The organism is Streptomyces pilosus, from assembly GCF_014649835.1.
Taxonomy (GTDB): domain Bacteria; phylum Actinomycetota; class Actinomycetes; order Streptomycetales; family Streptomycetaceae; genus Streptomyces; species Streptomyces pilosus.
The window spans coordinates 253,302-265,629 of the sequence record NZ_BMTU01000008.1; the positions used below are offsets into that span (position 1 = coordinate 253,302).

Sequence of the window (12,328 nt, forward strand, 5' to 3'; positions counted from 1 at the left end):
TCAGCCTCGCAGTTTCGGGTCGAGCGCTTCGCGCATGGCCTCGCCGAGCAGGGTAAAGCCGAGAGCGGTGATGATGATCCCGACTGCGGGGTAGACCGCCATCATCGGCTCGTTGTCGAAGAACCGCTGCGCCTGGGCGAGCATGACGCCCCACTCCGGGATGGCGGGATCGGGGTTGCCGAGGCCGAGGTAGGACAGGGCCGCGGCTTCGATGATCGCAGTGGCCAGGGACAGCGTCGCCTGGACGATGACAGGGCTGAGGGAGTTCGGCAGAATCTGGGTGAGGACGATCCGCCTCTTGCGGAGGCCGAGCGCCTTGGCCGCGAGGACGTAGTCAGAACCTCCCTGGACCAGCATCGACCCACGCAGCAGGCGCGCGAAGACCGGGATCTGCACGACACCGACGGCGATCATGACGGTGGTCAGCGACTGTCCCAGTACGGCGGCGACCGATACCGCCAGCAGCAGCGAAGGAAGCGACAGCATGATGTCGGTGAAGCGCATGATCACCGTGTCGACACGCTGACCCGCGCGTCCGCCGAGCGTCGCGGCAGCACCGGAGCAGACGCCGATGAGGGCACCGACGACAAGACCGATGAGCATCGAGACGACGCCGACGAGCAGGGTCTGACGGGCACCGACGAGCCATCGGCTGAAGACGTCGCGTCCCAGGTGGTCCAGGCCGAACCAGTTCCCGCTCCGCATGCCGACGAACTCACCGCGGTTGGGGAACACATCACCGCGCCAGGTCTGAGCCGTGGGTGCATACGGCGCGATCCACGGCCCGATGAGCGCGATGACGACGAACGCGGCGATGACCACCGCGCCGATGGCGGCCATCTTGCTCGCCCGGAGCCGACGCATTGCCTCACGCCACAGGCTGGCGCCGCTGGTGACCTCCGTGGTCTGCATCAGCTCCGCGAGCCGGTCGATCTTGTCGGCCTTCTTGGTCACAGTCGTCACGTCAGTGCACCCGCACTCTCGGGTCGATGATGCTGTACGCGATGTCGACCAGGAGGTTGATGAAGACGTAGACCATCGCGATGAAGAGAATGAACCCGACGAGCACGGGGTAATCACGGCCGTCGATGGCCGTGCGGATGAAGGAGCCGATACCACCGAAGTCGAACACGGACTCGGTGAGGACCGCGCCAGACAGAAGGCTGCCGGTCAGCAGACCGATGGCTGTGATCACCGGCAACAGTGCGTTGCGCAGCACGTGACGGCCGCGCACCACGCGCTTCTCGAGTCCCTTGGACTCGGCGGTCCGCACATAGTCCTCACCCAGGACTTCCAGCACACTGGCCCTGGTCATGCGGACGATCACGGCCAGGGGGATGGAGGCCAGCGCGACAGCGGGCAGGATCAAATGCCAGATGGCGTCCCAGCTCGCGTCCAGCTCGCCGGTCAACAGACCGTCGAGGACCGCGAACCCGGTGACCTCGGTCGCGTTGATACCGGTGGTGAGCCGGCCGGACGCCGGGAACAGGCCCAGCTGAACGGAGAAGACCGACCTGAGCAGAATGGCCAGGAAGAACACCGGGATGCAGATCCCGACCAGCGACGTGGACACCGAGGCGACGTCGATCCACCCACCGCGACGCTTGGCCGCCAGGTAGCCGAGCGGTATGCCGATGACCACGGCGATGAGGATCGCGGCGATGCTGAGTTCCACGGTCGCCGGGAATTTCAGAGCGAACTCGTCCCACACCGGCTGTCCGGTCTGGGTGGAGGTGCCCAGGTCGAGTTCGAAGATGCGCTTGAGGAAGCGCCAGTACTGAACGTAGACGGGCTGGTCCAGCCCGAGCGCACGGTTGATGCGCGCCACTTCGGCCTCGGTGGCCTTCTCCCCCAGGATCGCTGAGGCGGGTCCACCGGGCAGCCGGTCGAGCCACAGGAAGAGCAGTACCGACAGGCCGAGCAGCGTGGGTATGAGCTGAAGCAGTCTTCGTACGACGAGACGCAGCACCCCGCATGCCCCTTTCTAGCGTGATGTCTTACTGAACGAAACCGCCCGGCCGCCGAGTTGCGACGGCCGGGCGGACACCCCCCGTTGGTGTTTCACATCGCTTGCGCCTACTTGAAGGAGGCCTCGGCGAACACTTCCTGCGTCAGCGGGGAGACGTTCGGCGGGTTCACGTTCTTCCCGAAGGCGATGGCCGGCGGGGAAGACGAGATCGGCACACCCGGGAGGTAGGCCATGATGGCTTCGTTGGCCTTCTCGTAGGCCGCGACGCGCTCTTCGGCCTTGCCCAGCTTCGAACCGGCGTTCACGGCGTCGAAGACCTTCTGGTCCTTGAAGCCCCACTGCTTGTCGAACCCGGCGAACCAGGTGCCGATGAAGTTGTAGCCGTCGTTGAAGTCACCGGTCCAGCCGAGCATGTGCAGGGCGCAGGAGCCCGCCTCGGTGGCGTCCAGGTAGTCCGGGGCCCACTTCATGGCCTTCGGGGTGACGGTGATGCCGGCCTTCTCCAGGTCGGCCTTCATCAGCTCGAACAGGTCCTGCGGAGCAGGCATGTACGGGCGGGTGACCTCGGTCGGGTAGCAGAACTCGATCTTGAGCTTCTCCTCACCGGCCTTCTTGAGGAGACCCTTGGCGGCGGCCGTGTCGAAGGGGTACTTCGTCACGTTCTTGGAGTAGCCCGCGATCGTGTCCGGCATGAACTGGTCGGCGACCTTGCCGCCCTCGGGCAGCTGGGTCTTGACCAGGTTCTCCTTGTCGATCGCCTGCGCGATGGCCTGGCGGACTTCCTTCTTCTTCAGAGCCGGGTTGGCCGACTGGCTCATGCCCAGGTAGAAGAGGTTGAAGACGCCACGGGTCGGGACGCCGAAGCCCTTGTCCTCAAGGGTCTTGACGTCGGCCGGGGCGACCAGGTCGTAGCCGTCGATGTCACCGGCCTCCAGGGCCTGGCGACGCGTCTGCTCGTCGGAGATGGTGCGGAAGACCAGGTTCTTGATCTTCGCCTTCTCGCCCCAGTAGTCGTCGAAGCGCTCAAGGGTGACTTCCTTGTTGCCCTTGTTCCACTTCTTGATCTTGTACGGGCCGGTGCCGGCGACCGTGCCGGCCTCCTGGCTGTACTTGGGGTACGTGATGGCGTCGCCCTTGGCGGAGGCGTCCTGCTTCTTGTACGCCTCGATGGCCTTCGGCGAGTGGATCGCGAGGGCGTTGAGGGAGAAGCCGCCGGGGAGGTTCGCGGAGGGCTTCTTGACCTCGATGACGGCGGTGTTCTCGTCCTTCGCGGTGCAGGACTTGTAGTTCGCCTCGGGGGCTTCCTTGTCCTCGTTCTTCGCGAAGCCGCCCATGATGGTCTGCCAGTAGTAGGAGACCGCGCTGGACTGGTAGGTGCCCGTCCAGTTGAACCAGTGATCGTAGTTGGCGCACACGGCGGCGGCGTTGAACGCCTCGCCGTCGTGGAACTTCACGCCCTTGCGGAGGTTGAAGGTCCAGACGGTGCCCTGGTCGTTGCTCGACCAGGTCTCGGCGAGGCCGCCGACCAGCTTGGTGCCGCCCGACTCGTGCTCGAGCAGGGCCTCGAAGGCCTGGCGCGTCACACGGAAGGTTTCACCGTCGCTCGCGAGGGCAGGGTCCAGGGAACCCGGGTCACCGGCACCGGCGAACACGAAGGTGTCCTTGTCGCCGCCGCTTTCGTTGTCAGCGTCCCGTTCGCTGGAGCAGCCCGTGGCGATCAGACCGACCGCCACCGCGGCCGTGATCGCCCGAGCGACTCGGGACTTGGTTATGCGCATATTGGGGCCACTCCGGGTCCGCTATGTGGATGCATCTTGACCGGCCGAACACTACCTACGTTCGCACTCAGTCAGGAACAGTCCGGATAGCGGTGATACCTACCTGAGATCTGAACACTTGACATATCGGACTGTTCAGGCGCTCCCCCGCCGAGATTTAACCCGGGGGACACAGAACGCGGTTGCCCAAGAGCCCTTCTCTGGCGCCCAGGTGGCGTGGAGAACGCGTGAAACCGCAGGTGACAGGGGGTCAAGGGTTGGTCGCTGAGTGCGCATGGCCGAAAAGCTGACGCAAAATCACCTATGGCCGTCCGTCGGCCCGTGGCATGTCGGGTCATCTGTCCACATGGTGGACACGGTGACGCAGAGTCAGCACGGCAGGGGTGCGACTCGGGGGTGCGGCGCGCTCCGCGGAGCGCGTCGGGAGACGCGGATACGGCCCGGTCAGCGGTGCTGCGCGGGCGGGTAGCCGTAGCCCGTGGCGGGGGGCCGGCCGGCGCCGTGCGCCTCGCGGTCGTAGAAGGGCCGGGCGTTGGCGCGCAGCCACATCGCGACGGGGTCGTGCTCGTCGGACATCGCCACGGTCGACACGGGCAGTCCGTCCGGGACCGCGCCGAGGGACTGCTGCATCATCGCCCGCACCGCGTCCACGGCGGGCGGGGAGGTGTCGTACACGTCCAGGCCGATGGCGAGGTACGGGGCGCCCAGCGCGGGCTGCACCCAGGCCCGGCGCAGGGCGCGCACGGCCGGGGTGCGGTGGGCGTTCTGCGCGAGCAGGGCGTAGAACTGGGGGATCTCGATGGCCGGTTCGGAGAGTCTCAGCGGCCCGGCGGGCTGGCGGTCCAGGCCGCCGGCGATCCGGCGCAGATCCAGCCACGGGATGCCGACGCCGCCGCCCGGGGCGTGCGGGTTGAGCCAGAGTCCGTAGCGGTCGGGGTAGAGCGCGCGGGCCGCTTCGAGACCGTCGACCACCTCGTACGACCGGTTCCAGCCGCTGGCGGACAGCTCCTGCGCGGAGGTGACGCAGGGCGCGTAGGCGAGGCCCTCGACCTCCATGTTGCCGTACTGGGCATCGGGGGAACCGGCCTGGCCGTGCCACAGCAGCATCCAGACCTGTCCGGAGGAGGGGGTCGCCAGGGCGCGCAGCAACGCCTCGTAGGCGTCGTAACGCCCGGGCGTCACCTGGCGCAGCATGTGCTCGACCTGTCCGGCCGCCGCGGTGCCAGCGCTCACTTGTATCGCCCCTCCGTACAACGCCCTCGCCGAGCCAATGAACCTAGCGTAAGCCTCCGGCGGTGGGGGGAGGTGGGGCGTGCGGTGGTCCGCTGCGGGCGGGGCACCGGCGGAGCCGCACATCGGTACCGCCCCCCGCCCCCGGGGGCGTTACGGCAGGCGTTGGTAGAAGGGGCGGACCTGGGTGCGGAGCCAGTCGGCCACCGGGTCCTGGGCGATGTCCATCAGGATGAGGTTGACCGGCCAGGGGGCAGGGGTGCGGCCCAGGGCCCGGCCCAGGGCGTCCAGGGGCAGGGTGCGGACGTCGCCCTCCCAGTGGGCCAGTTCCACGCCGACGAACAGGACCGGGTCGGCCGTCTCGATGGCGGCGAGGCAGCGGCGGGCGGTCGTCACCACGCCGATGGCGTCGAACTCCTCCGAGGCCGCGGCGAGGAAGTCCACCGGGTCGTCCTGCCAGTCGGGCTGGTACAGCCGGACCCGGCCGCCGCCCGCGGTGCCGTCCAGCGGGGTGTGTCCGGCCCGGCACAGTTCGGCCACGGCCGCCGGCGGCAGCGGCACGGCGACCACTCCGCCGGGGTTCACCGCGATCCCGGCCTGCGGCGGCAGACCGCGGGCGAACTCCACGGCGGGCGCGATCGTGTACGACATGTGGGAGCCGACGACCTGCCGGAACTGCTCCTCGGAGGTGAAGACGGGGACGTAGGCCTGGCCGTCGATCTCCAGGGTGGGCAGGTCCAGGGGGCCGCTGTGCGGGCCGCCGCCGTTCGGCAGCGGGACCCAGAGGAAGCTGCGGCCCAGCACCTCGACGATCCTGCTCCCCGCCGAGGGGACGCCGAGCGAGGCGGAGAGCACCTCCTCCAGCTCGTTGCCGGGCCATCCGCCGTGCGGATGGGGGTGTGTCTGGGCCGGGAACGCCGGGAAGTCCATCTCTCGCCTACCGCCTGCCTGGAACCACTGCTGTGGCCGAAAGGTTATCCGGTCAGCCCGCGAAGCCGATCCGGCGCAGGGTGTCCGCCGCGGCGCGGTCGATCAGCACCGCCGAGCCGCTGTGCGCCGGCAGCCGGCCACGCTCCACCGCGCGCAGCAGCCGCTCGCTCGCCGCGCGGTGACGCCGGAAGGCGTACCGGGAGACGCCCCGTCCGCGCTCGCGCTGGCCGGCCAGGGCCTGCTGCGGGGTGACGTCGAGCAACAGCAGGTGCAGGCTCGCCCCGCGGCGGCGGGCCTCACGGGCCAGCCAGCGCCGCACCCAGGCCTGGGTGCCGCAGTCGTGGACCACCACCGCCCCTCCGGCGCGCAGCGCGCGGCGCAGACCGGCGTAGTGGGCGAGCCGGACCAGGGGGCGGTAGACGGCGTAGGGCAGGAAGCCGGGCACGCGGCCGTCCCAGCGGTCGCGGGTGTCCTGGGAGTCGATGCGGGTGCCGCGCACCGTGCGGCGCATCAGCGTGGACTTGCCGCTGCCGGGCAGTCCGGTGACCACGACGAGGTCGCGGGGGCCGAAGAGCAGTGCGCGCGGGCTGCGGCCGGCCCGGCCGCGCAGGTCGCGGACGACGGGCGCGGGCAGGGTGCCGCGGGCTCCGCGGACCCGGCCGGCCGGCTGCGGGGGCAGCGCGATGCCCGTGGTGGTGGCGCACGCCGTGGTCCTGTTCACCGTGTTGGTCCTCCCCTGGGACCGGTTGCGATTCCGGGTCCCCGCTGAGTGTAAAGAGAAGGTAATGCCCGGGTCTCCCGTTTCCGTGCCTTTCCTGAAACAGGCCTGTCACAGCTCCCTGTGACGGTGCCCGTACAACCTGTGCATCCCAGGAAAGGGTCCCCCTGCCACGGCCTCGCGATGCGTGCAATGATGTGCCCGCCAACTGCATACCGGCCGTTTGAATCCGCGCGGGAGAGTCCCCGGCACCGTTGCCGCCGGGGCGCCGAAGGAGCAAGTCCCTCCCTTGAATCTCTCAGGCCCCGTTACCGCGCGGGCGAGGCACATCTGAAAAGCGGGCCGCTGAAGCCGTGCTCCAGTGGCTCCACCCAAGGTGCAAACCGTGGTCTCCCCTGTGCGGGCGGTCATGGCGAACCTCTCAGGTTCCGATGACAGATGGGGAGGAATCGCCCTCGCCCGTCGTCATGCCTCTGGGAGACCGACCGATGAGCAGTACCGAACCCCGCCGAACCGCGCTCGATGCCCTGCATCGGTCGCTCGGCGCGACGATGACCGACTTCGCCGGCTGGGACATGCCGCTGCGCTACGGCTCCGAGCGCGACGAGCACAACGCCGTGCGCACCCGGGCCGGCCTCTTCGACCTCTCGCACATGGGCGAGATCGCGGTCACCGGTCCGGCGGCCGCGGCCCTCCTCGACCACGCCCTGGTCGGCAACATCGGCGGCGTCAAGCCCGGCCGGGCCCGCTACACGATGATCTGCCGCGAGGACGGCGGCATCCTGGACGACCTGATCGTCTACCGGCTCGGCGACACCGAGTACCTGGTGGTCGCCAACGCCTCCAACGCCCAGGTGGTCCTGGACGCGCTGCGGGAGCGTGCGGCCGGTTTCGACGCCGAGGTCCGCGACGACCGCGACGCCTACGCGCTGCTCGCCGTGCAGGGGCCCGAGTCGCAGGGCATCCTCGCCTCGCTCACCGACGCCGACCTGGACGGGCTGAAGTACTACGCCGGTCTGCCCGGCACGGTCGCCGGTGTGCCCGCGCTGATCGCCCGCACCGGCTACACCGGCGAGGACGGCTTCGAGCTGTTCGTGAAGCCGGAACACGCGGTGGAGCTGTGGCAGGCGCTGACCAAGGCCGGCGAGGGCGCGGGCCTGGTCCCGTGCGGGCTGTCCTGCCGGGACACGCTGCGCCTGGAGGCGGGCATGCCGCTGTACGGGAACGAGCTGAGCACCTCCCTCACGCCCTTCGACGCCGGTTTCGGCCGGGTGGTGAAGTTCGAGAAGGAGGGTGACTTCGTGGGCCGCGCGGCGCTGGCCGAGGCCGCCGAGCGGGCCTCCGCGCAGCCGCCCCGCGTGCTGGTGGGCCTGGTCGCCGAGGGCCGCCGTGTCCCGCGCGCCGGGTACGCGGTGGTGGCGGGTGGCGAGGTGGTCGGCGAGGTCACCTCCGGCGCCCCCTCCCCCACCCTGGGCAAGCCGATCGCCATGGCGTACGTCGACCCCGCGTTCGCGGCGCCCGGCACCGAGGGCGTCGGTGTGGACATCCGCGGCAGCCACGAACCGTACGAGGTCGTGGCGCTGCCGTTCTACAAGCGGCAGAAGTGACACCGTCGCAGGACGGCTTCCCGCACCTGGGCTGAGCACGTCGTGCCCGCCCACGCGCGCCGCACGCGGTCCCCTCAGTCATCCGCCATCCCCCCGTACAGGAGAATTCAGGCCATGAGCAACCCCACGCAGCTGCGTTACAGCAAGGAGCACGAGTGGCTGACGGCCGCCGAGGACGGCGTGTCGACGGTCGGCATCACGGAGCACGCGGCCAACGCGCTCGGTGACGTGGTGTTCGTCCAGCTCCCCGAGGTCGGTGACAGCGTGACCGCGGGCGAGACCTGCGGCGAGCTGGAGTCGACCAAGTCGGTCAGCGACCTGTACTCCCCGGTCAGCGGTGAGATCACCGAGGTCAACGAGGACGTCGTGAACGACCCGTCGCTGGTGAACTCGGCCCCCTTCGAGGGCGGCTGGCTGTTCAAGGTGCGCGTCACCGACGAGCCGTCCGACCTGCTGACCGCCGCCGAGTACGACGCCGAAATCGCCGGCTGAGGAGTCTGTAGCCGCATGTCCGTTCTGAACACGCCCCTGCACGAGCTCGACCCGGCGGTGGCCGCCGCGGTCGACGCCGAACTGCACCGTCAGCAGTCCACCCTCGAGATGATCGCCTCGGAGAACTTCGCCCCGGTCGCGGTCATGGAGGCCCAGGGTTCGGTCCTCACCAACAAGTACGCCGAGGGCTACCCCGGCCGCCGCTACTACGGCGGCTGCGAGCACGTCGACGTGATCGAGCAGATCGCGATCGACCGGGTCAAGGAGCTCTTCGGCGCCGAGCACGCCAACGTGCAGCCGCACTCGGGTGCGCAGGCCAACGCGGCCGCGATGTTCGCGCTGCTCAAGCCCGGTGACACGATCATGGGCCTGAACCTCGCGCACGGCGGGCACCTGACCCACGGCATGAAGATCAACTTCTCCGGCAAGCTCTACGACGTGGTCGCCTACCACGTCGGCGACGACGGCCAGGTCGACATGGCCGAGGTCGAGCGCCTCGCCAAGGAGAGCAAGCCGAAGCTGATCGTGGCCGGCTGGTCGGCGTACCCGCGGCAGCTGGACTTCGCCGCGTTCCGCCGGATCGCGGACGAGGTCGGCGCCTACCTCATGGTCGACATGGCCCACTTCGCCGGACTGGTGGCCGCGGGCCTGCACCCGAACCCGGTCCCGCACGCCCACGTCGTGACGACCACCACGCACAAGACCCTCGGCGGTCCGCGCGGCGGTGTGATCCTCTCCACGGCCGAGCTGGCCAAGAAGATCAACTCCGCGGTCTTCCCCGGTCAGCAGGGTGGTCCGCTGGAGCACGTGGTCGCCGCCAAGGCGGTCGCGTTCAAGGTGTGCGCCACCGAGGAGTTCAAGGAGCGCCAGCGCCGCACCCTGGCCGGCGCCCGCATCCTGGCCGAGCGCCTGGTCCAGGACGACGTCAAGGCCGTGGGCGTGGACGTGCTGTCCGGCGGCACGGACGTGCACCTGGTCCTGGTCGACCTGCGGAACTCCGAGCTGGACGGGCAGCAGGCCGAGGACCGGCTGCACGAGGTCGGCATCACCGTCAACCGCAACGCGATCCCGAACGACCCGCGCCCGCCGATGGTCACCTCCGGCCTGCGGATCGGCACGCCGGCCCTGGCCACCCGCGGTTTCACGGTCGAGGACTTCACCGAGGTCGCGGACGTGATCGCCGAGACGCTGAAGCCGGACCACGACGTCGCGGCGCTCCGGGCCCGGGTGACGGCTCTCGCCGCGAAGCACCCGCTGTACCCCGGTCTGTAGTCATTTCGTACGCTTTACCACGTACGGACGTCAGGGGCATCGCGCACACTGGAGTGGGCGCGGTGCCCCGCACCATGCACCCCGCAGCAACGTTTCCTCTTCCGTTTCCGTTCCGCGAACCACCCCTTCCCGGCGGACAGCGTCGTCCGCCGAACCCTTAGGAGTCCTCCCGTGGCCATCTCGGTCTTCGATCTGTTCTCGATCGGCATCGGCCCGTCCAGCTCGCACACGGTCGGCCCGATGCGGGCGGCCCGGATGTTCGCCCTGCGGCTGCGCAACGAGGACCTGCTGGACTCCGTCGCCTCGGTGCGGGCGGAGCTGTACGGCTCCCTGGGCGCCACCGGGCACGGCCACGGCACGCCCAAGGCGGTGCTGCTGGGCCTGGAGGGCGACTCGCCGCGCACGGTGGACGTCGAGTCGGCCGACGAGCGGGTGGAGAAGATCAAGGAGGGCGGCCGGATCCGGCTGCTCGGCGAGCACGAGATCGCGTTCTCCTTCGACGACGACATGGTGCTGCACCGCCGCAAGGCGCTCCCGTACCACGCCAACGGCATGACCCTGTGGGCCCACGACGCCTCCGGTGCGGAGCTGCTGTCGAAGACGTACTACTCGGTGGGCGGCGGGTTCGTCGTGGACGAGGAGGCGGTGGGCGCGGACCGCATCAAGCTCGACGACACCGTCCTGAAGTACCCCTTCCGCACGGGCGACGAGCTGCTGCGCCTGACCCGGGAGACCGGCCTGTCCATCTCCGCCCTGATGCTGGAGAACGAGCGGGCCTGGCGGACCGAGGAGGAGATCCGCGAGGGCCTGCTGGAGATCTGGCGCGTGATGCGGGCCTGCGTGGACCGGGGCATGTCCCGCGAGGGCATCCTGCCGGGCGGCCTGAAGGTGCGCCGCCGCGCCGCGAACACCGCGCGCAAGCTGCGCTCCGAGGGCGATCCGCAGGCGCTCGCCATGGAGTGGATCACCCTCTACGCGATGGCCGTGAACGAGGAGAACGCGGCCGGCGGCCGGGTCGTCACGGCGCCGACGAACGGCGCGGCCGGCATCATCCCGGCCGTCCTGCACTACTACATGAACTTCGTCCCCGGCGCCGACGAGGAGGGCGTGGTCCGCTTCCTGCTGGCGGCCGGCGCGATCGGCATGCTCTTCAAGGAGAACGCCTCCATCTCCGGCGCCGAGGTCGGCTGTCAGGGCGAGGTCGGCTCGGCCTGCTCGATGGCGGCGGGCGCCCTCGCGGAGGTGCTGGGCGGCTCCCCGGAGCAGGTGGAGAACGCCGCCGAGATCGGCATGGAGCACAACCTCGGCCTGACCTGCGACCCGGTCGGCGGCCTCGTCCAGATCCCGTGCATCGAGCGCAACGGCATGGCCGCGGTGAAGGCGGTCACGGCGGCACGGATGGCGATGCGCGGCGACGGCTCGCACAAGGTGTCCCTCGACAAGGTCATCAAGACGATGAAGGAGACCGGCGCGGACATGTCGGTCAAGTACAAGGAGACGGCCCGGGGCGGGCTGGCGGTCAACATCATCGAGTGCTGAGGGGCCGGGCCCGACCGGCGCGTGCGCACGCGGTCGTCGGCGGGGGCGGGGTCGTCCTCCCGCCGCGGACGAGTGAGGGGTCGCACGCTCGCGCCGGCGCTCCGTCGCAGGGTGCGTCCGCTCCGGACAGCGCGGCGGCTTTGATCCGCGCCGGATCACGGAAGTGGACGTACGGGTGGTACAGGCCGGTGCGCTGCACGGACACGCTCCTCCGGTCGTGTTCCGTCGTCGATCGTCTCCGCGAGCTGATCGGCCTCCAGCACGCTGCCTGCGGGGCCGGCCGGATTGAGGTAGAGCGCGTGGCCGGGGGGCAGGCGGTCCAGGAGGGCCGGGACGGTGACGCGTTCGAAGGCGAAGCCGCCGACGCCGGCGAGGTGGGGCGAGGCGGTGAAGACCGGGACCACGAGCCCGCCGTCCTCCACCGCGGCGGTCACCAGGGACCCGTCCGGCAGGGTCAGCACCGCCACCTCGGCGGTGGCCAGGGCTCGCAGGACGTCCTCGGGTGGTCCGTAACCGGTGACGGCGAGCTGGAGGGCCTTGTCGACGTCGTCGGTGGGCTCGGGCCAGCCGAGCGACTCCGGGGAGGGACGGTACGCCTCGTTGTCCTCCCACTCCTCGATCTCGCCGGTCGCCCCCGTGCGCCAGCGGCCGACCACGACCCGGTCGGGCGGCACGCCCTCGCCGTCCCAGCCGGGGTCGATCATGCTGATCCAGTGGTCCGGGGCGAGCCGTGCGGCCTCGACGATGTCGTCGGGAGGCGTGGGCATCGCCGTGCCACTCCGCTCACTCATCT

11 protein-coding genes and 2 riboswitches are annotated in these 12,328 nt (G+C 69.9%); of the genes, 4 read left to right on the plus strand and 7 right to left on the minus strand.

Going from position 1 to position 12,328, the window contains the following annotated elements:
• From IE118_RS21570 to IE118_RS21595, 6 genes are all read right to left on the minus strand, one after another.
• On the minus strand, positions 1 to 963 hold the full coding sequence (locus IE118_RS21570; RefSeq protein ID WP_189559616.1) for an ABC transporter permease: 963 nt from the start codon (positions 961 to 963) through the stop codon (positions 1 to 3).
• Position 964: 1 nt separating this feature from the next.
• Positions 965 to 1,969: an ABC transporter permease gene (locus IE118_RS21575; protein ID WP_189559617.1), complete on the minus strand. Its 1,005-nt coding sequence runs from the start codon at positions 1,967 to 1,969 to the stop codon at positions 965 to 967.
• 107 nt (positions 1,970 to 2,076) lie between these two features.
• Positions 2,077 to 3,747 carry an ABC transporter substrate-binding protein gene (locus IE118_RS21580; protein ID WP_189559618.1) on the minus strand — a complete coding sequence of 557 codons (1,671 nt, stop codon included), beginning with the start codon at positions 3,745 to 3,747 and terminating at the stop codon, positions 2,077 to 2,079.
• Between the two features lie 444 nt (positions 3,748 to 4,191).
• Positions 4,192 to 4,980 carry an enhanced serine sensitivity protein SseB C-terminal domain-containing protein gene (locus IE118_RS21585; RefSeq protein WP_229846887.1) on the minus strand — a complete coding sequence of 263 codons (789 nt, stop codon included), beginning with the start codon at positions 4,978 to 4,980 and terminating at the stop codon, positions 4,192 to 4,194.
• A gap of 150 nt (positions 4,981 to 5,130) precedes the next feature.
• On the minus strand, positions 5,131 to 5,907 hold the full coding sequence (locus IE118_RS21590; protein ID WP_189559619.1) for an enhanced serine sensitivity protein SseB: 777 nt from the start codon (positions 5,905 to 5,907) through the stop codon (positions 5,131 to 5,133).
• A gap of 52 nt (positions 5,908 to 5,959) precedes the next feature.
• The gene (locus tag IE118_RS21595) at positions 5,960 to 6,628 is read right to left on the minus strand and encodes an AAA family ATPase (protein ID WP_189559620.1); all 669 of its coding nucleotides are present in this window, start codon (positions 6,626 to 6,628) and stop codon (positions 5,960 to 5,962) included.
• A gap of 221 nt (positions 6,629 to 6,849) precedes the next feature.
• A riboswitch (glycine riboswitch) is annotated at positions 6,850 to 6,949 on the plus strand.
• Positions 6,950 to 7,073, plus strand: a riboswitch (glycine riboswitch).
• 40 nt (positions 7,074 to 7,113) lie between these two features.
• Here IE118_RS21595 and gcvT point away from each other — a divergent pair.
• From gcvT to IE118_RS21615, 4 genes are all read left to right on the plus strand, one after another.
• Positions 7,114 to 8,232: a glycine cleavage system aminomethyltransferase GcvT gene (gene gcvT / locus IE118_RS21600; RefSeq protein ID WP_189559621.1), complete on the plus strand. Its 1,119-nt coding sequence runs from the start codon at positions 7,114 to 7,116 to the stop codon at positions 8,230 to 8,232.
• 114 nt (positions 8,233 to 8,346) lie between these two features.
• Positions 8,347 to 8,724: a glycine cleavage system protein GcvH gene (gene gcvH, locus IE118_RS21605; RefSeq protein WP_189559622.1), complete on the plus strand. Its 378-nt coding sequence runs from the start codon at positions 8,347 to 8,349 to the stop codon at positions 8,722 to 8,724.
• Positions 8,725 to 8,739: 15 nt separating this feature from the next.
• Positions 8,740 to 9,996, plus strand: a complete 1,257-nt coding sequence (glyA, locus tag IE118_RS21610) for a serine hydroxymethyltransferase (RefSeq protein WP_189559623.1) — start codon at positions 8,740 to 8,742, stop codon at positions 9,994 to 9,996.
• Between the two features lie 171 nt (positions 9,997 to 10,167).
• Positions 10,168 to 11,535 carry an L-serine ammonia-lyase gene (locus tag IE118_RS21615; protein WP_189559624.1) on the plus strand — a complete coding sequence of 456 codons (1,368 nt, stop codon included), beginning with the start codon at positions 10,168 to 10,170 and terminating at the stop codon, positions 11,533 to 11,535.
• Positions 11,536 to 11,690: 155 nt separating this feature from the next.
• Here IE118_RS21615 and IE118_RS21620 read toward each other — a convergent pair whose 3' ends face one another.
• Positions 11,691 to 12,326 carry a type VII secretion system-associated protein gene (locus IE118_RS21620; RefSeq protein WP_189559625.1) on the minus strand — a complete coding sequence of 212 codons (636 nt, stop codon included), beginning with the start codon at positions 12,324 to 12,326 and terminating at the stop codon, positions 11,691 to 11,693.
• Positions 12,327 to 12,328 lie beyond the last annotated feature (2 nt).

Excerpts from the sequence above, each read along its gene's own strand:
- glyA (WP_189559623.1), top strand. The coding sequence starts at position 8,740 with ATGTCCGTTCTGAACACGCCCCTGCACGAGCTCGACCCGGCGGTGGCC.
- IE118_RS21590 (WP_189559619.1), bottom strand. The coding sequence starts at position 5,907 with ATGGACTTCCCGGCGTTCCCGGCCCAGACACACCCCCATCCGCACGGC.
- IE118_RS21580 (WP_189559618.1), bottom strand. The coding sequence starts at position 3,747 with ATGCGCATAACCAAGTCCCGAGTCGCTCGGGCGATCACGGCCGCGGTG.
- gcvH (WP_189559622.1), top strand. The coding sequence starts at position 8,347 with ATGAGCAACCCCACGCAGCTGCGTTACAGCAAGGAGCACGAGTGGCTG.
- IE118_RS21620 (WP_189559625.1), bottom strand. The coding sequence starts at position 12,326 with ATGAGTGAGCGGAGTGGCACGGCGATGCCCACGCCTCCCGACGACATC.
- gcvT (WP_189559621.1), top strand. The coding sequence starts at position 7,114 with ATGAGCAGTACCGAACCCCGCCGAACCGCGCTCGATGCCCTGCATCGG.